14 protein-coding genes are annotated in these 18401 nt (G+C 68.5%); 11 read left to right on the plus strand and 3 right to left on the minus strand.

The window, feature by feature from the left end; translation table 11 throughout:
• Nucleotide 1: 1 nt before the first annotated feature.
• Entirely contained in the window at nucleotides 2-961 is a 960-nt protein-coding gene (gene gshB / locus ACYVJH_RS13390) for a glutathione synthase (protein WP_460455221.1), read from the minus strand.
• Between the two features lie 175 nt (nucleotides 962-1136).
• On the opposite strand from gshB, the gene pilG reads away from it, so the two are divergent.
• The 6 genes from pilG to ACYVJH_RS13420 all read left to right on the plus strand — a co-directional run bounded on the left by pilG (nucleotide 1137) and on the right by ACYVJH_RS13420 (nucleotide 12909).
• Nucleotides 1137-1526: a twitching motility response regulator PilG gene (gene pilG / locus ACYVJH_RS13395; protein WP_034221726.1), complete on the plus strand. Its 390-nt coding sequence runs from the start codon at nucleotides 1137-1139 to the stop codon at nucleotides 1524-1526.
• A 7-nt stretch (nucleotides 1527-1533) separates the two neighbouring features.
• Nucleotides 1534-2094 (plus strand): chemotaxis protein CheW, encoded by a 561-nt coding sequence (locus ACYVJH_RS13400; RefSeq protein ID WP_460455147.1) that lies wholly within the window; start codon nucleotides 1534-1536, stop codon nucleotides 2092-2094.
• A 61-nt stretch (nucleotides 2095-2155) separates the two neighbouring features.
• The gene (locus ACYVJH_RS13405; protein WP_460455148.1) at nucleotides 2156-4201 is read left to right on the plus strand and encodes a methyl-accepting chemotaxis protein; all 2046 of its coding nucleotides are present in this window, start codon (nucleotides 2156-2158) and stop codon (nucleotides 4199-4201) included.
• 79 nt (nucleotides 4202-4280) lie between these two features.
• The gene (locus ACYVJH_RS13410) at nucleotides 4281-10796 is read left to right on the plus strand and encodes an Hpt domain-containing protein (protein WP_460455149.1); all 6516 of its coding nucleotides are present in this window, start codon (nucleotides 4281-4283) and stop codon (nucleotides 10794-10796) included.
• A complete protein-coding gene (locus ACYVJH_RS13415; RefSeq protein ID WP_460455150.1) occupies nucleotides 10789-12411 on the plus strand; it encodes a chemotaxis protein CheB in 1623 nt (540 codons plus the stop codon). Before ACYVJH_RS13410 ends, ACYVJH_RS13415 begins: the two co-directional genes overlap by 8 nt.
• A gap of 21 nt (nucleotides 12412-12432) precedes the next feature.
• Nucleotides 12433-12909, plus strand: coding sequence for a chemotaxis protein CheW (locus tag ACYVJH_RS13420; protein ID WP_460455151.1), 477 nt, complete (start codon nucleotides 12433-12435; stop codon nucleotides 12907-12909).
• 10 nt (nucleotides 12910-12919) lie between these two features.
• Here the strand turns inward: ACYVJH_RS13420 and ACYVJH_RS13425 are convergent, their stop codons facing one another.
• Together ACYVJH_RS13425 and bioA are read right to left on the minus strand one after the other, a co-directional pair.
• The gene (locus tag ACYVJH_RS13425; RefSeq protein ID WP_460455152.1) at nucleotides 12920-13666 is read right to left on the minus strand and encodes a 16S rRNA (uracil(1498)-N(3))-methyltransferase; all 747 of its coding nucleotides are present in this window, start codon (nucleotides 13664-13666) and stop codon (nucleotides 12920-12922) included.
• Nucleotides 13663-15039 (minus strand): adenosylmethionine--8-amino-7-oxononanoate transaminase, encoded by a 1377-nt coding sequence (gene bioA / locus ACYVJH_RS13430; RefSeq protein ID WP_460455153.1) that lies wholly within the window; start codon nucleotides 15037-15039, stop codon nucleotides 13663-13665. The genes ACYVJH_RS13425 and bioA overlap by 4 nt, the downstream gene beginning before the upstream one ends.
• 87 nt (nucleotides 15040-15126) lie before the next feature.
• On the opposite strand from bioA, the gene nudE reads away from it, so the two are divergent.
• From nudE to ACYVJH_RS13455, 5 genes are all read left to right on the plus strand, one after another.
• Nucleotides 15127-15672, plus strand: a complete 546-nt coding sequence (gene nudE, locus ACYVJH_RS13435; RefSeq protein WP_460455154.1) for an ADP compounds hydrolase NudE — start codon at nucleotides 15127-15129, stop codon at nucleotides 15670-15672.
• On the plus strand, nucleotides 15669-16469 hold the full coding sequence (gene cysQ, locus ACYVJH_RS13440; RefSeq protein WP_460455155.1) for a 3'(2'),5'-bisphosphate nucleotidase CysQ: 801 nt from the start codon (nucleotides 15669-15671) through the stop codon (nucleotides 16467-16469). The genes nudE and cysQ overlap by 4 nt, the downstream gene beginning before the upstream one ends.
• A complete protein-coding gene (gene mazG, locus ACYVJH_RS13445) occupies nucleotides 16462-17274 on the plus strand; it encodes a nucleoside triphosphate pyrophosphohydrolase (protein ID WP_460455156.1) in 813 nt (270 codons plus the stop codon). Before cysQ ends, mazG begins: the two co-directional genes overlap by 8 nt.
• Entirely contained in the window at nucleotides 17271-17576 is a 306-nt protein-coding gene (locus ACYVJH_RS13450; protein WP_460455157.1) for an Mpo1-like protein, read from the plus strand. The genes mazG and ACYVJH_RS13450 overlap by 4 nt, the downstream gene beginning before the upstream one ends.
• Before the next feature lie 110 nt (nucleotides 17577-17686).
• Complete coding sequence (locus ACYVJH_RS13455; RefSeq protein ID WP_460455158.1) at nucleotides 17687-18400, plus strand: response regulator transcription factor; 714 nt, start codon at nucleotides 17687-17689, stop codon at nucleotides 18398-18400.
• Nucleotide 18401: the final 1 nt, after the last annotated feature.

Here is an 18401-nt window from a genome sequence, read left to right on the forward strand (position 1 = left end):
GTCAGGCCCGGGCGGGGGCCCGGCGGGCCTCGATGGCGTCGAACAGCAGGCCGGCGATGTTCAGGCCGAACTGGGCGTCGAGCTCCCGGATGCAGGTGGGGCTGGTGACGTTGACCTCGGTCAGGTAGTCGCCGATGACGTCCAGGCCCACGAAAATCATGCCGCGCTGCTTGAGCTCGGGCCCCACCTGGGCGGCGATCCAGCGGTCGCGGTCGGTCAGCGGGCGGCCCTCGCCGCGGCCGCCGGCGGCCAGGTTGCCGCGGAACTCGCTGCCCTGCGGGATGCGGGCCAGGCAGTAGGGCACCGGCTCGCCGTCCACCAGCAGGATGCGCTTGTCGCCATCCTTGATCTCCGGGATGAACCGCTGCGCCAGGGCCAGGTCGCGACCGCCGTGGGTCAGGGTTTCCAGGATCACGTTCAGGTTCGGGTCGGCGGCCGAGGCCCGGAAGATCGAGCGCCCGCCCATGCCGTCCAGGGGCTTGAGCACCACCTGGTCATGTTCGATGACGAAGGCCTTGAGCACGGCCGGGTCCCGGGCCACCCGGGTGGGCGGGCAGCACTGCGGGAAGAGCAGGGCGGCCAGCTTTTCGTTCAGGTCGCGCAGGCCGGCCGGGTCGTTGACCACCAGCACGCCCGCGTCCCGGGCCAGGGACAGGATCAGGGTGTCGTGCAGGAAATTGGCGTCCACGGGGGGATCGGTGCGCATCAGCACCACGTCCATGGCCGCCAGGGGCCGCGAGACGGCCTCGCCGAGCCCGAACCAGTCCGCCGGGTCATCCCGCACCTGCAACGGCGCCATACGGCCCATGGGGCGCTCTGCGTCGAGCCACAGCCCGCCCGGCAGCACGTAATGCAGCCGGTGCCCGCGCCGTGCGGCCTCCAGCAGCATCGCGAAGGTCGAATCCTTGCCGATCTTGATCTTGCCGATCGGGTCCATCACCACGGCCACGTCCAGGGACATCGGCGCCTGCGTCATTGTCTTCGGGAGGCCATTAGACTAGCAGGACGCCGGCGTGATCCATGTCGCAAACCGCCGGCGGCTTGACACATTTGGCGCTGGCTGGGATATAAGCTGTCATTCTGCGGGCTTCCCGGAGGCCCGTATTGCCAGGGACAGCATCGTTATGGGGAGTGAGATGGACGACAACAGCCTGGCCGGCTTGCGGGTCATGGTCATCGACGATTCCAAGACCATCCGGCGCACCGCCGAGACCCTGCTCAAGAAGGAGGGCTGCGACGTCGTGACGGCAACCGACGGTTTCGAGGCCCTGGCCAAGATCGCCGACCACCAGCCCCAGATCGTCTTCGTGGACATCATGATGCCGCGCCTGGATGGCTACCAGACCTGCGCGCTGATCAAGAACAACCAGATGTTCAAGCAGACGCCGGTGATCATGCTGTCCTCGAAGGACGGCCTGTTCGACAAGGCCCGGGGGCGCATCGTCGGGTCGGAGCAATACCTGACCAAGCCCTTCACCCGCGATGAGCTGCTTTCGGCCATCCGCACCTACGTCCCGGGTGGCTGAGGCGGCCATGGCCAAGAACTCGTCCAACCAGACCAAGCGCCCCGGACCCTTCGAGGTCCTGCTCGACTACGAAGAGCGCTCGCTGGCCCATGAGGCGGGTCGCCCCGAGATGATCGAGGCGCCAGGGCACTGGCGCGGCGTCGGGTTCCGGCTCGGCAAGCGGCGCCTGGTCTCGTCCTTCGACGAAGTGGTCGAAATCCTGCCGCTGCCGCCGGTCACCCCGGTGCCGGGCGCGCAGAACTGGATGATGGGCGTCGCCAACGTGCGCGGCAGCCTGCTGCCGGTGGTGGACCTGAAGATGTTCCTGGAAGGCGAGCGCACGGTCGTGCACGAAGGCCAGCGCGTGCTGGTCGTGCGCCAGGCCGGCGGCAACGTCGCCGTGACCATCGACGAACTCTTCGGCCAGCGCACCTTCAACGATTCGCACCGGGCCGAGTCGGCCGGCGACGTCGATGGGCGCTACGGCCATTTCGTCGGCCAGGCCTACCGCCTGGCCGACCAGACCTGGGGCGTGTTCAACATGTCGCTGCTGACGCGCACTCCCGAATTCCGCCAGGCCACTGCCTGACGCGGCCATACGAAACCAGTTTGTTCTTGCAGTTTTTCAAATCAGGGGATGAGGTTCAGTCATGAGCACTAACTCGCGCTCGATCACCGACAAGTTCACCAACTTCGGCATTCGATTCTGGACCATCATCCTGATCATTTCGCTGGCCTTCTTCGGTGCCAACTTCGTCCGCACCGGCTACCTCAACGAGCAGGAAAACAACGCACGAGGCCTCACCGCCGACCTGCAGGTGCTCTCGCAGCAGCTCGCGAAGTACGCCCAGGAGGCCGTGGACGGCAACGCCGACGCCTTTGCCGAGTTCAAGGCCACCAAGGCCCGCGTTGACGAAATCGTGTCCGCGCTGCGCACCGGATCGGCCGTCGAGGCGGTGCCGGGTTACGAGGACGACCCCAACGCCCGCGGCGTCGCCAGTGCGCTCGAGAAGGTGACCGAAACCTGGGAGCCGATGTCCCAGGCGGCCGAGACCATCAACGGCGCCGAAGAGCAGGTGCTCAACCTGACCGACACCGCCAACCAGTTCATCTCGCGCGTTCCGCGGCTGGCCTTCCAGCTCGACGAGGTGGTGCGCTCGCTGTCTGATGCCAACGCATCCGCCTCGCAGATCTCCATCGCCAACCGCCAGATCGTGCTGGCCGACCGCATGTCGCGCCGCGTGACGGAAATCGTCGCCGGCGGCGAAGGCACGGTGTCCGCGGCCGACGCGCTGTCGCGCGACGCCACGGTGTTCTCCTCGGTGCTCGACGGTTTCCGCGAGGGCAACCCCGAGGCGGGCTACCTGCGCATCAACACCGAAGCGGGCCGGGAAAACCTGCGCATCGCCGAAGAGCTGTGGGCCGAAGCCCAGACCGACCTCGACATCATCCTGGGCGCGTCGGCCGACCTGGCCGAAGTGCAGGGCGCGGCGACCCAGATCTCGGAAGAGTCGAACGTGCTGCTCGAAAACAGCCAGGCGCTGTTCTCCAGCTTCGACAGCATCAACTACCAGCGCTTCTTCCCGAACAACTACATCGCCATCGGCGGCGCCGCCGGCGTCATCGTTTCGCTGTTCTTCCTGCTGTTCACCATCTTCCGCAACCAGGGCCGCCGCGCCGCGGAGACGCAGGAACTGAACCAGCGCAACCAGGAAGCCATTCTGCGACTGCTCGACGAAATGGGCGCGCTCGCGGAAGGCGACCTGACCGTGAAGGCGACCGTGACCGAGGACATCACGGGCGCGATCGCGGACTCGATCAATTTCACCGTCGACGAGCTGCGCCGACTGGTGGGCACGATCAACGAGACCGCCGTGCAGGTGGCTGCTTCGGCCCAGGAAACCCAGGCAACCGCCATGCACCTGGCGGAGGCCGCCGAACACCAGGCCCAGCAGATCACCAGCGCCTCGGCCCAGATCAATGAAATCGCGGGCTCGATCGACGAGGTGTCGAAGAACTCCGCCGAATCGGCCGACGTGGCCCAGCGCTCCGTGCAGATCGCCGCCAAGGGCGCCGAAGTGGTGCGCCAGACGATCCAGGGCATGGACAACATCCGTGACCAGATTCAGGAAACCTCGAAGCGAATCAAGCGACTGGGTGAAAGCTCCCAGGAAATTGGTTCCATCGTTGAACTGATTAACGACATCTCCGAACAGACGAACATCCTGGCACTTAACGCCGCCATCCAGGCGGCCTCCGCCGGTGAAGCGGGCCGCGGCTTCGCGGTCGTGGCCGACGAAGTGCAGCGACTCGCGGAACGCGCCTCGAACGCTACCAAGCGAATCGAAGCGCTGGTCCAGACCATTCAGTCCGATACCAACGAAGCCGTCAGCTCGATGGAACAGACGACCGCGGAAGTGGTCGCCGGTGCCCGACTGGCCGAGGACGCCGGTTTGGCCCTGGGCGAGATCGAAAAGGTGTCCAACGACCTCGCGGACCTCATTCAGAACATCTCCCAGGCGGCTCGCCAGCAGTCCACCGCGGCGACCAACATCACGGCCACCATGAGCGTGATTCAGGAGATCACCACCCAGACCTCGCAGGGCGCGAACCAGACGGCCGAGTCGATCGGAAACCTGGCACAGCTTGCGGCGGACCTGCGTCGTTCGGTCGCCGACTTCAAGCTGCCGGGTTGATCATTCTTCCCGGCCCGCCCCTGGCCACACACCGGCATGGCCGTCCCCCCGGACGTTCCAGCCTAGACAGGACCTCGGCATGAGGCTGCATGAAAACATAGATTTCACGACGCTCACCTGGGTCAAGCCCGAGCTCGACGAAACGCTGCGCCAGGCGCGGCAGGCCCTCGAGGCCTACGTCGAGGACGGCGAAGACCCGGGTCAGCTCAAGGCCTGCTCATCGCTCCTGCACCAGGTGCAGGGCACCCTGCGCATGGTCGAACTCTACGGCGCCGCCATGGTGGCCGAAGAAATGGAGCAGCTGGCCAAGGCGCTGCAGGAAGGCAAGGTCGCCGACCGCGACGTCGGTTACGCCGCTCTGATGCGCGGCATCGTGCAGTTGCCCGACTACCTCGAGCGACTGCAGTCGGGCCATCGGGACATTCCGATCGTCCTGCTGCCGCTGCTCAACGAACTGCGCGAACCGCGCGGCGAGAAAGGCTTGTCGGAGTCGGTGCTGTTCTCGCCCGACCTGTCCCGCCCGCTGCCGGTTTCGGCTGCCGGCCCGGCTGAACCCCTGGCCGAGGATGAACTTCGCCGTCGTGCCGATGGCATGCGGGGCCTCTTCCAGTCGGCGCTGCTGCGCTGGCTCAAGGACGACAACAGCGCCAACACCATTCGCGACCTCACCGATGTCTGCGAGCAATTGGTGCCGATCACCGATGCCGAACACGCGCGTCGCCTGTTCTGGGTCGCCGCCGGCACGCTCGATGCGCTGGCCAAGGGCGCGTTCGAAGCCAGCAAGCCGCTCAAGCAGGCGCTCGCCAAGGTCGAACAGGAAATCAAGCGCCTGGCCGAGGGCGGTGACGCCGCGTTCCGCAGCAATCCGCCGCTGGAGTTGACCCGCCAGCTGCTGTATTTCGTCGCCCATGCCCCCACCGAGGGTGGCCGCATCGGCGAGATCCGCGAAGTTTTCGGCCTGGGCCAGTACATGCCCAGCGAAACCGAGCTCGCACATGCCCGCGGCAGCCTGAGCGGCCGCAACAAGGCGCTGCTTTCCACCGTCGCCGGGGCCATCAAGGAAGACCTGCTGCGGGTCAAGGACGCACTCGACCTGCATCTGCGCACCCCGGACGCGAGCCCCGAGGACCTGGGTGAACAGGCCGAGGCCCTGGACCGCGTCGCCGACACCCTGGGCATGTTGGGCCTGGGCGTGCCGCGCCGCGTGGTGCAGGACCAGCGCACGGCCATGAATGCCATCGCCAGCGGCCAGCGCGCCGCCGACGAATCCGCCTTGCTCGACATCGCCGGCGCCCTGCTTTACGTCGAGGCATCCCTCGACGACCAGGTCGCCCGCCTCGGCGAGTCCGATGCATCGGACGAAACGGCAAGCACCGAGCGCACGCTGCCGGGCAGCGAAGCGCGACAGGTGCTCGAAGTGCTGGTGAAGGAGGCGATCGCGAATTTCGCCCAGGCCCGCCAGTGTTTCGTGGCTTTCGTCGAAACCCATTGGGACCACGCCCAGCTGGCCGACGTGCCGCGCCTGATCGAGGAAGTCGCCGGTGCGTTGCGCATCCTTGAAATCCAGGACGCGCCCCAGTACCTGGCCGCCGTACGCAAGTTCACCGAAAACGAATTGCTGCGCCGTCGCCGCGTGCCCAACGGCCAGCAGATGGACCGCCTGGCCGACGCCCTGGCGAGCCTGGAGTACTACCTCGAAGCCCTGCGCGACCGACGCCCGAAGCGCGAGCAGATCCTCGAAGTCGCGCGCCAGAACCTCGAGTCCCTGGGTTACTGGCCGCTGCCGGCCGAAGACCTGGCATCGCCTGCGTCGGTGGTGCCCACCGCGCCCGCCGACGTGCCGGCCACTCCGGCCGAACCGGCTGCCGGCTTTGCTGCCGGCCCCGAGCCGGGCCCGACGCCGGACGTCGCAGCGCCGGAAGAACCCGCCTACCCGGACCTGGGCATCGACCTGGCCTTGCCGCCGGAGCTTTCCGAGCCCGCGGAAGCCGCCGCGCCCGAGCCGGAGCCCGAGGCGGAACCGGAACCGGAACCGATCCAGGCCTACGAACCCGAACCCGAACCCGAGCCCGAGCCCGAGCCCGTGGCCCCGGAACAGGTTCCCGAAGTCGAAGTCGAAGTCGCCAGCGCCAGCGTTGGCGCCGGCCTGCCCGTCATCTCCGGCTTCGACGGGGCGAGTGACGAAATCGACGACGAGATCCGTGAAGTCTTCCTGGAGGAATTCCAGGAGGAAATCGGCAACCTCGAACAGTTGCTGCCCACCTGGCGCAAGCAGCCGGACAACATGGAACAGCTGCGGCCCATCCGCCGCGTGTTCCACACCCTCAAGGGCAGTGGCCGCCTGGTTGGCGCCAAGACCCTGGGCGAGTTCAGCTGGAAGGTCGAGTCCATGCTCAACCGCGTGCTCGACGGTACCCGCGCCGCCAGCCCGGCGGTGGTGTCGCTGATCGAGAACGCCTTCAACACCTTGCCCTTGCTGCGTGCCGCCCTGCAGGGTGAAACCGTGTATGCCGACCTCGCGGGCATCGAAGCCGTGGCCGAGCGTGTGGCGGCGGGCGAGGAAGTGATCTACGAGCCCGCTGCGGCGGCAGGCGTCGAGGCCCCGGTGGCCAGCGTCGAACCCGCATTGCCCGAGCCCGAAGTCGAACCTCCGGTCTTCGAAGACGAGGTTCCGGAGCCCGAAGCCGACAGCGGCCCGCTGGTGCCGCCGACGCCGGACTCGGGTTTTGCCATCGACCCGGTGCTGTTCGAGATCCTCAAGCCCGAGGTGGCCGGCCACCTGGAAACCATCGACACCTGGCTTGCCGCCTGTGCCGCCGGTGGTCCCCAGCCAGTCAGCGACCCGCTGCTGCGCTCGGTGCACACCATGAACGGTGCTTTCGCGATGACCGAGGTCACCGCGCTCACCAGCATCACGTCGCCGCTGGAAGGATTCCTCAAGCGCTCGCTGGCAGCCCAGGTCGTGCCGGGGCAGCCCGGCGTCGATACGGTGTCGCAGGTGGCCAAGGCCATCCGCGAGACCATCGAAGTGCTCGAGCGTCCCGGTGCGAAGATGCCGGATTATTCCGAGCTGGCCGCCCGCGTGGCCGCCTTGCGCGATGCGATGCCAGAAGCCATGGCGCCGCTGTCGCCGATGGGTCCGGATGACGCCCATACCACGGGCGAACTGCCGACCGCCGTCGCGCTCGAGGCTCCGGACCTTTCCGGCCTGCCCAGCTTCGACCTCCCGGTCGACGAGCAGCCTGCCGCGCTCGGCGAGGATGCCGGCGACACGGCGGAAATGCCTGGCGAGGTCCCCGAAACCGAGCACCTTTCGCTCGATGCCTTCCTGGCCGACGCCGGCATGCCCGCCGAAGAGGGCGGGGCACCGATGCTGTCGATCAGCGAGGCCGAAAGCGGCGACGCGATCAGCGACGAAGAATTGCAGGCTGCCGAGGCAGCGCTGAAGGCGGCTGCTGACGCGGAGGCTGCCGCTGAAGCTGCCGCCGCCGAAGCCGCCGCCGCCGAGGAGGCTGCACGCGAAGCCGCAGCAGCCCAGGCGCGCGCCGACGAGGAAGCCGCGGCCCGGGCCGCCGAAGAGGAAGCGCGCCTTGCCGCGGAAGCGGCCGCGCTTGCTGCTGCCGAAGCTGCGGCCGCCGAAGCCGCTGCCGCCGAAGCCGCCGCCGCCGCCGAAGCCGCCGAAGCCGAAGCCCGCGCCGCCGAAGAGGCCCTGGCTGCAGAAGAAGCCCGCCAGGCCGAAGAAGCCCGCCAGGCCGAGGAAGCCGCCGCTGCACGGGCCGCCGCCGAAGCTGCCGAAGCCGCGGCTGCCGCCCAGGCCGCTGCCGAAGCTGCTGCCGCCGCCGGAGCTGCGGCCGCCGCCACGCCAGCCGACGACTTCTACGGCATGTCGCTCGAGGAACTCGAAAAGCTTACGTCGCCCGAAGGGGCGGAGGCCGGCACCGCCGAGCCCGAGGTCGTCGAACCCGAAGTCACCGAGCCCGAAGTCACCGAGCCCGAAGTCATCGAGCCGGAGGTCACTGAGCCCGAAGTCATCGAACCCGAGGTCTCCGAGCCGGAAGCCGTCGAAACCGAAGCGGCCGGCACCAGCGCGCGTGCTCAGGTGCCCCTGGCCGTGGACCCCGAAGACCCGGATGCCGCCCTCGACACCACCGACCTCGACGTCGAACTGCTGGACATCTTCCTGGAAGAGTCGGAAGACCTGCTCGACCATTCCGACGGCATGCTGGCCGACCTGCGCGACAACCCCGCCGACCGCGAACTGGTGGTCGGCCTGCAGCGCGACCTGCATACGCTCAAGGGCGGTGCCCGCATGGCCGGCATCTTCCCGGTCGGCGAGCTGGGCCACGCCATGGAGTCGCTGCTCGAGGTCGTCGCGGAAGGCCGCCGCGAACTCGATCCGGCCGGCGTGGTCGTGCTCGAGCGCGCCTTCGACCGCCTGCACGTCATGGTCACGCGCGTCGGCGAGCGTAAGGCGATTGCGCTGCCGGCCAACCTGATCGCGCAGATCGACGCCCTGGCCAAGGGCAAACCGCTCGACGCCAGTGAGCCGGCGGCCGAGAAGACGCCGGCCACCGAACAGGCGCCGGCGCTGCCGCGCGAGACCGCACTCGACCGCAAGGCGGCCGAAGCCGAGGAAGCCGCGATCAGCCGTGCTGCGCAGTTCTCCATCGGCCCGACCGCGGATGGCCTGGCGCCGCTGTCGGCGCCCATCGAAGGCCTGGGCGAGGACGACGACGGGTCCGGCGTTCGCGCCCCGCAGGAACAGGTCCGCATCCGCGCCGACCTGCTCGACCGCCTGGTGAACTACGCCGGCGAGGTCGCCATCTACCGTGCACGCCTCGAGCAGCAGCTCGGTGCGTTCCGCAGCAACCTCGGCGAACTCGGCCAGACCACCACGCGCCTGCGTGATCAGCTGCGCAAGCTCGACATCGAAACCGAGGCGCAGATCATCGCGCGCTACCAGCGCGAGGGCGACGTCACCGAAGAAACCTTCGATCCGCTCGAACTCGACCGTTTCACCACCCAGCAGCAGCTTTCGCGTTCGCTGGGCGAGTCCGCAGCCGACTTGACCAGCCTGCAGGGTTCGCTCGACGACCTGGTCCGCCAGTACGAAACCCTGCTGCTGCAGCAGTCGCGCGTCAGCTCGGACCTGCAGGAAGGCCTGATGCGCACCCGCATGGTGCCCTTCGACGCGCTGGTCCCGCGCCTGCGTCGCGTGCTGCGCCAGTCGGGCACCGAAACCGGCAAGCAGGTCAACCTCAAGGTCGACGGCGCCAGCGGTGAAATGGACCGCAACGTCCTCGACCGCATGACCGCGCCGCTTGAACACATGCTGCGCAACGCCGTCGCCCATGGCCTGGAAAGCTCGGCCGACCGCCGCAAGGCCAAGAAACCCGAGGAAGGCACGGTCCGCGTGCAGGTGCTTCGCGAAGGTTCGGAAGTCGTGCTCAAGATCAGCGACGACGGCCGCGGCCTGGACAAGGAAGCCATCCGCAAGAAGGCCATCGAACGTGGCCTGCTCAAGCCCGAGACCGAAGTCTCCGACCAGGCGCTCTACGGTTTCATCCTGGAAACGGGCTTCTCCACCGCTGCATCGGTCAGCCGACTGGCCGGCCGTGGCGTCGGCATGGACGTGGTGTACAGCGAAATCCGCCAGCTGGGCGGCACGCTCATCATCGACTCCGAGCAGGGCAAGGGCAGCACGTTTACGATCCGCCTTCCCTTCACCCTGGCGGTCACCCAGGCGGTGTTCGTCAAGATCGGCGACACCAGCTACGCGGTGCCCATCGCCTCGGTGCAGGGCGTGGGTCGCATCACCCGCGAGGAGCTCGACAAGCAGCTTGCCAGCGGCGAACCCACCTTCAGCTACGCCGGCGAACCCTACGTCATCCACGACCTGGGCCGCCTGATCGGCCATGCCACGGCCAAGGCCCAGGACAGCCTGCAGATGCCGCTGCTGCTCGCCCGGTCGGGCGACCTGCGCGCCGCGATCTGCATCGACCAGGTGCTGGGCAGCAAGGAGATCGTGGTCAAGCCGGTGGGTCCGCAGGTCAACTCGATCCCGGGCATCTTCGGCGCCACCATCATGGGTGACGGCCGCGTGGTCGTGATCCTCGACGTCGCGCCGCTGGTGCGCCGCCAGTCCACGATCGACCACGCCGCCGAGGCAGCAGCGGCCGCCGCCGCGCCGCCGGTCAAAGTCCACCGCGTGCCCGTGGTGATGGTGGTCGACGATTCGATCACCATGCGCAAGGTCACTGGCCGCGTGCTCGAACGCCACAATTTCGAAGTCATGACGGCGAAGGACGGCGTGGATGCCATCGAGAAGATGGCCGAGCGCGTCCCCGACCTGATGCTGCTCGACATCGAGATGCCGCGAATGGACGGCTACGAGCTGGCGCAGAACATGCGTTCTGACGCGCGCATGAAGGACGTTCCGATCATCATGATCACCTCGCGTACCGGCGAGAAGCACCGCCAGCGCGCCTTCGACATCGGCGTGAACCGCTACCTCGGCAAGCCCTACCAGGAAGTCGAGCTGATGCGTAACGTGCTTGAGATGCTCGGTATCGAACAGGAGCAGGTCAATGGCTGAGGCAGCGGTGCGCGTTGCGCTGCTCGCCCGGCCGGGTGATGCCCGCGACCAGTTGCGCCGGGCCCTGGCCGAACTGGGCGCCGACCTGGTTGCCGAGGGCGATCCCTCCGAGCTCGATCCCGCCACCGTCGCCGGCCACTCGCCGCGTGTCGTGCTGGTGAGCCTGGAGCCGGCCATCGAGGACGCCCTGGAGCGTTTCGACGACCTGCTCGCACAGCCCGGCGTGGAGGTTCTCTACGACGATGCCGAAGTCACCCGCCAGCTCGATGGCTGGGACCTTGCCCGTTGGGCCCGCCATCTCGCGGCCAAACTGGTCGGCACCGACGTGTTGCCGCCGGTACCGGGCGATGCCGACCCGCTGCCGCAGATGGACCTTTCGCGGATGGAGCCGGGCGCGCCGCCCACGCCCGCGGAAATGATGGCCGATGCGAAGCTCGAGGATTACGCCTCGGAGTCGCTGGACCTGTCCGAGTGGGTGCCGACCCAGCCGAAGCTTTCCGACGAACCTCGGGAAGACGATACGTCCGGCGATGACGCGACCCAGGCGCCCGCCGAAGACCTCGATTTCGATCTCGACCTCAGCGGCCTGGAAGAAGCCCTGGCCGGTGGCGGTGCCGTGGGCGAAGGAGCCGCGCCGGATTCGTCGGCCGGGCTCGACCTGGCCGACCCTGTCGACGAACCGCTGCTCGCGGACATGGCGCTTTCAGACGAGCCGGTGCGCTTCTCCAGCTTCTCGGACGAAGAGGCGCCGCCCGCCGATACGCTTGATGACGACGTGGCGGCACTGGCCGCCCAGCTCGAGGCCTTCGAGGCCAACGACCAGCGCCAGGAAGCACGCGATCCGGAGTACGACCTCGACGTTGGGGAGCCGCCGGCGCCAGCCGTTGCCGCACCTGAACCCCCCGCGCCGCCGCCTGCGGACGCGCCGCGGGTTGGCGGCTTTGCCGGCTTCGGCAACCTCGAGCTCGCGCCGATGGACGACGGGCCGCACGATGCCGCGGTGGCCGTCGCCTATTCACAAGGCTCCGGTGGTGCCGCGCAGCCGACCAGCCGCCTGAGCCTGGTCGATGACGATGCCGCGCCCAGCCAGTCGAACTACGCCGGCGCCTTGCTGGTGCTCGCAGGCCTGGGCGGCCCGGACGCGGTGAGGCAGCTCCTGGCCGCCCTGCCGGTGAACCTGCCGCTGCCGGTGCTGCTCTACCAACACCTGGACGCGGGCAAACACGATCGCCTCGTCGACCAGCTGGCCAAGGCCAGCCGCATGCCGCTCGACCTGGCCCAGGAAGGCAAGCTGGCCTACCCCGGGCGCGTCACGGTGCTGCCGCCGGGCATGGGTGCCCGGCTCGAGGGCAGCAGCCTGGTCTTCGCCGACGGCGACCTGGCTTCCGTGCTCGCGGCGCTGCCGTCGGCCGACAGCGGCGTGCTGGTGCTCAGCGGCGCGGATGCCTCGCTGGTGCCGGCTGTTCTTGAAATCCACGCCGCCGGCGGCCTGGTCCTGGCCCAGGATCCGTCCGGCTGTTTCGACTCGGCCGCCGCCGACGCGGTGGCCCAGGCAGGCGCTGCCTCTGGCGCGCCCGCCGATCTCGCCGCCCGCATCGTCGAGCGGTGGCATTAACGTGTTTCCCGGAGGAATGGCATGAACGCCCAGCGTGATATCCGCGGCGTGTTGATCTCGGTGACCGGCAGCCGGCTGTTGCTGCCCAACGCCAGCGTGGCCGAGGTGATCACCTATTCGGAGCCGGAAATCCTGGCCAATGCCCCGCAGTGGCTGCTTGGCCGGGTGCGCTGGCGTGGTTGGCGGCTGCCGCTCCTGTCGTTCTCGCGACTCGCCGGATGGTCCGAGGAAGACGGCCAGATGGGCGCCAAGGTCGCGGTGCTGAAGGCGCTGGGAGGCAATCCCAAACTGCCGTTTTTTGCCGTGTTGTCCCAGGGCTTCCCGCGCCTGGTCACCGTGTCGGCCCAAGGACTCAAGCAGTCGCACGAGATCAAGGACCTGCCGCTGGGCGTGCACGCCCGCGTTACGCTCAACGACGACCCGGCGGTGGTGCCAGACCTGCTCAGCGTCGAACTGCTCATCCAGAAAGCCCTCGGCCAGGCCCAGGCCGCCGCCTGATCGGCGCTCCTCAGGGAAGGCGGCCGCCCAGATCCCCGTACAGGGCCTGCAGTGCCGCTATGGCCGCCAGCCCCGCGGTTTCCGTGCGCAGGATGCGCGGGCCCAGGCGCAGGCCTCTGAAGCCGGCGGCGCGGGCAGCGGCGAGATCACGTTCCGACAGTCCGCCTTCGGGGCCGACCAGCAGCGCCACTTCCGCGGCAGCCGGCAGCGACAGGTCGTGCAGGCCCAGATCGGCCTGCGGGTCGAGCACCAGTTTCACCGGCGCGTTTTCCGCGACCGCGTAGTTGGCAAGCGACACGGGTTCGCCCAGCCGGGGCAGTCGCGCCCGACCACCCTGTTCGCAGGCAGCGGCCAGGATGCCCTGCCAGTGCGCCAGCCGTTTGGCGGCGCGTTCGGCGTCCAGCTTCACCTCGGTGCGTTCGGTGCTCACCGGCACGAAGGCCGCCACGCCCAGTTCGGTGCCTTTCTGCAATACCAGGTCCATTTTTTCGCCGCGGGCGATGCCTTGGGCCAGGGTGATCCGCAGCGGCGATTCATTCGCCACCGGGCGGGCATCGACGACCTCCGCCTCGGCGCCCCGCTTGCCGACCGACACCAGCCGGGCAGCGAAGTCGTGGCCGTCGCCGTTGAACAGCACCACCGGATCGCCCACCCCCAGGCGCAAGACGCGCACCAGGTGGCCGGTGGCGGTTTCCGAAAGGGTCGCCAGGCCGCCGGGCGCCAGCGGCTGGTCGACATAACAGCGGATCGTCCTCATGGCCGGCAGGCCTCCCCGATGGCGGTGGTGGTGACGTCGGCCAGCAGCGACAGCTCCTCCTCGCCGACGCAGTAGGGCGGCATCCAGTACAGGATGTCGCCCAGCGGGCGCAGCACCACGCCGCGGTCAAGCGCATGCCGGTAGGCGCGCAGCCCACGGCGGTCGGCGGCGGGGAAGGGCGCGCGGGTCCGGCGGTCGGCCACCAATTCCATGGCGAGGATCATGCCGGTCTGGCGGACCTGCGCCACGTGCGGGTGCGCGGCCAGCGGCGCGGCCAGCGCGGCCATGCGCGCGGCGGTTTCCCGGTTGTGCGCCAGCACGTCGTCGCTGTCGAAGATCGCCAGTGATGCCAGCGCCGCGGCGCAGCCGAGCGGATTGCCGGTGTAGCTGTGCGAGTGCAGGAAGGCACGCTCGCGCGAATCGTCGAGGAAGGCGTCGTAGACGGCGGCGGTGGTCAGTACCGCCGACATCGGCAGGAAGCCACCGGTCAGGCCCTTGGACAGGCAAAGAAAGTCCGGCGTGATGCCGGCCTGCTCGCAGGCGAACATCGTGCCGGTGCGGCCGAAGCCGACCGCGATCTCGTCGGCGATCAGGTGCACGCCATGGGCGTCGCAGAGTTCGCGGGCCCGGCGCAGGTAGGCCGGATGGAACATGCGCATGCCGCCCGCGCACTGCACCAGCGGCTCCAGCACCAGCGCGCAGACGCTGCCGGCATGGGTTTCGAGCAGGGACGCCAGTTCGTCGGCGCGGCGCAGGGCACAGTCCTCGGCCGACTCCCCCGGTTCTGCCTCATAGGCGTCGGGCGACGGCGCGAACAGGGGTTCGAGCAGCAGCGGCGCGTAAACGCGGCGGTACAGGGGGATGTCCCCCATGGACAGGGCGCCGATGGTTTCGCCGTGGTAGCCGTTGGTCAGCGAGATGAAGCGCGTGCGCTGGCCGTCGCCGCGGTTGAGGTGGCTGTGGAAGCTCATCTTCAGCGCCACTTCGATCGCCGCCGAGCCGTTGTCGGCGTAGAACACCCTCGCCAGGCCCGGTGGCGCCCGCTCGAGCAGGGCCTCGGCCAGTGCCAGGCCCGGGGCATGGGAAAAGCCGGCGTAGATGACGTGCTCAAGCTCCCGCGCCTGCCTGCCGATGGCCTCGGCAATGCGGGTTTCGCCGTGGCCGAACAGATTCGTCCACCAGCTGCTGCCGGCGTCGAGGTAGCGCTTGCCGTCCACGCCCTCGAGCCAGGCGCCGCGGCCGCGCCGGATCGGTACCAGGGGCAGGGTGCCCGGGTGCTCCTTCATCTGGGTGCAGGGGTGCCAGACCACGGCGAGGTCGCGTTGACGCCAGGCCGCCTCGTCCAGGGCGTGGATAGCTGCTTGTTTGTCCATGCGCGGATGATCCGGTGCCCGGCGCCGCCTGTCCAACCGCGACGCGTTCACCGGGACGCCGGCGGCGGCAGCGGCTAGAATCGCCCGATGCGTCCCTTGCCGACCATCCATGCCCGTGAAGAGCAGCCGCTGGAGAGCGGACGCCGCGAAATCCTGCACCTGGAGTTCAGCAACGGCGAGCGCCGCCGCTACGAACGCCTGGTCAGCGGCGGCCACGGCTCGGTCATCATCGCCGCCATACCCGACCCCGGCACGGTGCTGCTAGTCCGGGAGTACGCCGCCGGTACCCATCGCTACGAACTGGGCCTGCCCAAGGGCCGCATGGACGCCGGCGAAACCGTCGAGCAGGCGGCCAACCGCGAGCTCAAGGAGGAAGTGGGCATGGGCGCGCGCAAGCTGAGCCTGGTGCGCTCGATCACGCTGGCGCCCGGCTACATGAGCCACCAGATCCACCTGGTCCTGGCCGAAGACCTTTACCCCGAGCGCCTGCCCGGCGACGAACCCGAGGAGCTGGAGGTCGTGCCCTGGCGGTTCGACCGGCTGGCCGACCTGATGTTGCGCGAGGACTGCTCGGAAGGACGGTCACTGGCCGCCCTGTTCATCGTGCGCGAACTGCTCAAGGAGCGAGAGTGAATCCACTGCATGAGGCCTGTATCGGCCTGGCCCGCGAGGCCGGCGACGCCATCCTGTCCGTCTATGCGCGCGATTTCAGCGTGCAGGCAAAGGACGACGATTCCCCGCTGACCCAGGCCGACCTGGCCTCGCACCGGATCATCGTCGAGGGCTTGCGTCGCCTGGCCCCGGACATCCCCGTGCTCAGCGAAGAGGACGCGGACATCCCCTGGGAGGTTCGCCGCCAGTGGACGCAGCACTGGCTGGTGGACCCGCTCGACGGCACGCGGGAGTTCGTCAAGAAGAACGGCGAGTTCACCGTCAACATCGCGCTCATCCGGGACGGTCGTCCGGTGCTGGGCGTGGTGTTCGCCCCGGTCACCGACTACCTGGTGCACGCCGAAGCCGGCGTCGGCGCCTTCCTGCGCGAGCGCGGGAATGACATCCCCCTGCAGACCCGACGGCCCGCAACGTCTCCGCTGCGGGTCGCTGCCAGCCGTTCGCACCTGGACGAGCGTACCGCCGCCGCGCTTGAACGCATGGGCGAAACCGAACGCCATGGCCTGGGTTCGTCGCTCAAGTTCTGCCGCATCGCCGAAGGCAGCATCGACGTCTACCCGCGCTTCGGCCCCACCAGCGAGTGGGACACCGCCGCGGCGCAGTGCGTGCTCGAGGCGGCCGGCGGCGCCGTGCTGCGACTGGACGGTACGCCGCTGGACTACAACCGCAAGGAAAACATCCTCAACCCGCACTTCATCGCGCTTGGTGATGTGTCCCTGCCCTGGCGCGACTGGCTGGACGAGGGTGGGGATGGCTGAAATAGACGACCTGCTGGCCATCATGGCCCGCTTGCGCGACCCTGAGCGCGGCTGCCCCTGGGATGTCGCCCAGGATTTCTCGAGCATTGCGCCGTACACCATCGAAGAAGCCTACGAGGTCGCCGACGCCATCGGCCGCGGCGACATGCAGGACCTCAGGGACGAGCTGGGCGACCTGTTGCTGCAGGTGGTCTTCCACGCGCGCATGGCCGAGGAGGCCGGTCACTTCACCTTCGCCGACGTCGCCGCGGCCATCAACGACAAGATGGTCCGCCGGCACCCGCACGTGTTCGGCGACGCCGCCAGCCAGGCCGACGCCGAGGCGCAGCTGGCCAACTGGGAAGAACTCAAGCGCCAGGAGCGCGCCGCCAGCGGCGACGCCGACACCAGCGTGCTCGCCGGCATCACCCGTGGCCTGCCGGAATGGCAGCGTGCGGTGAAGCTGCAGAAGCGCGCGGCCACCCTGGGTTTCGACTGGCCCGGTCCGGCGCCGGTGATCGCCAAGCTGCACGAAGAAATCGAGGAAGTGCGGGTCGAGTTCGACGCCGTCGCCGCCGGCGACGAAGGGGCGCGCGACCGCCTCGAGGACGAGTTGGGCGACGTGCTGTTCGTGGTCGCCAACCTTACCCGCCACGGCAAGGTCGATTTCGGCGCCGCGCTGCGACGGGCCAATGCCAAGTTCGAGCGCCGGTTCCGGCGCATGGAACAGCTGGCGGCCGGGGAGGGCGTGGATCTTTCCAGCCTGACGCTGGAAGCGCAGGATGCGTACTGGAATCGCGCCAAGGCCGAGGAGAAGACGACATGAGCCAGGGGTTTTCCAGTTTTCGCGAGTTCTATCCCTTCTACCTGGGTGAGCACGCCAACCCGACCTGCCGCCGCCTGCACTTCGTCGGCAGCTGCGTGGCCCTGGCCTTCCTAGCCGCCGCCCTGGTTACGTTCAACGCCTGGTGGCTGCTCGGCGCCCTGATCAGCGGCTATGCCTTCGCCTGGGTCGGCCACTTCTTCTTCGAGCACAATCGCCCGGCGACCTTCAAGCACCCTTTTTATTCCTTCGCCGGCGACTGGGTCATGTTCAAGGACATGCTGACCGGCAAGATCCGCTTCTGAGCGTCTGTTGACGCCGCCTTGCCGGGAGCTTCACATCCGAATCACCGGGGCCGGGGTTTAATCTTCACAAAGCTGAAGACTTAATCTTCACATTCCTGAAGGAGTACCCCATGCGACGCGATGACCCGGCAGGCCTGATTCTTGTGGTCGAAGACAACCGCAACCTGTCCGAGATGGTGGGTGAATACCTCGAATCCAAGGGATTCGGCGTCGATTACGCCACCGACGGCCCGGACGGCTACCGATTGGCGGCCGACAACAGCTACGACGTGATCGTGCTGGACCTGATGCTGCCGCGCATGGACGGCCTGGAAGTGTGCCGCCGCCTGCGCAACGAGGCCAAGAAGTCGACCCCGGTGCTCATGCTGACCGCCCGCGACACCCTCAACGACAAGGTGGTCGGGCTGGAAGCCGGCGCCGACGACTACCTGGTCAAGCCCTTCGCCATCCAGGAACTCGAAGCCCGCGTCCGCGCCCTGATCCGCCGCGACCGCCGCCAGGTCAGCGCCGAGGTGCTGAAGGTGGCCGACCTGGTGCTCGACACCGCGAGCCTGCGCGTCACCCGCGCCGGCCAGGACATCCAGCTCTCGCCGATCGGCCTGCGCCTGTTGACCATCCTGATGCGCGAATCGCCGCGCGTGGTGACCCGTCGCGACATCGAGCGCGAAATCTGGGGAGACGGCCTGCCCGACTCCGACACCCTGCGCAGCCACCTGTACAACCTGCGCAAGGCCATCGACCGGCCGTTCGACCGCCCGCTGCTGCACACCGTGCAGACCGCCGGCTACCGGATCGCCGACCTCGATGCCCCCCCGGCCGGCTGAC

It is taken from the genome of Arenimonas aestuarii, assembly GCF_054781715.1.

What these genes read in the sequence shown, in the direction of transcription:
- gshB (WP_460455221.1), bottom strand. Translation starts at nt 961, where the DNA reads ATGTCCCTGGACGTGGCCGTGGTGATGGACCCGATCGGCAAGATCAAG.
- pilG (WP_034221726.1), top strand. Translation starts at nt 1,137, where the DNA reads ATGGACGACAACAGCCTGGCCGGCTTGCGGGTCATGGTCATCGACGAT.
- ACYVJH_RS13400 (WP_460455147.1), top strand. Translation starts at nt 1,534, where the DNA reads ATGGCCAAGAACTCGTCCAACCAGACCAAGCGCCCCGGACCCTTCGAG.
- ACYVJH_RS13405 (WP_460455148.1), top strand. Translation starts at nt 2,156, where the DNA reads ATGAGCACTAACTCGCGCTCGATCACCGACAAGTTCACCAACTTCGGC.
- ACYVJH_RS13410 (WP_460455149.1), top strand. Translation starts at nt 4,281, where the DNA reads ATGAGGCTGCATGAAAACATAGATTTCACGACGCTCACCTGGGTCAAG.
- ACYVJH_RS13415 (WP_460455150.1), top strand. Translation starts at nt 10,789, where the DNA reads ATGGCTGAGGCAGCGGTGCGCGTTGCGCTGCTCGCCCGGCCGGGTGAT.
- ACYVJH_RS13420 (WP_460455151.1), top strand. Translation starts at nt 12,433, where the DNA reads ATGAACGCCCAGCGTGATATCCGCGGCGTGTTGATCTCGGTGACCGGC.
- ACYVJH_RS13425 (WP_460455152.1), bottom strand. Translation starts at nt 13,666, where the DNA reads ATGAGGACGATCCGCTGTTATGTCGACCAGCCGCTGGCGCCCGGCGGC.
- bioA (WP_460455153.1), bottom strand. Translation starts at nt 15,039, where the DNA reads ATGGACAAACAAGCAGCTATCCACGCCCTGGACGAGGCGGCCTGGCGT.
- nudE (WP_460455154.1), top strand. Translation starts at nt 15,127, where the DNA reads ATGCGTCCCTTGCCGACCATCCATGCCCGTGAAGAGCAGCCGCTGGAG.
- mazG (WP_460455156.1), top strand. Translation starts at nt 16,462, where the DNA reads ATGGCTGAAATAGACGACCTGCTGGCCATCATGGCCCGCTTGCGCGAC.
- ACYVJH_RS13450 (WP_460455157.1), top strand. Translation starts at nt 17,271, where the DNA reads ATGAGCCAGGGGTTTTCCAGTTTTCGCGAGTTCTATCCCTTCTACCTG.
- ACYVJH_RS13455 (WP_460455158.1), top strand. Translation starts at nt 17,687, where the DNA reads ATGCGACGCGATGACCCGGCAGGCCTGATTCTTGTGGTCGAAGACAAC.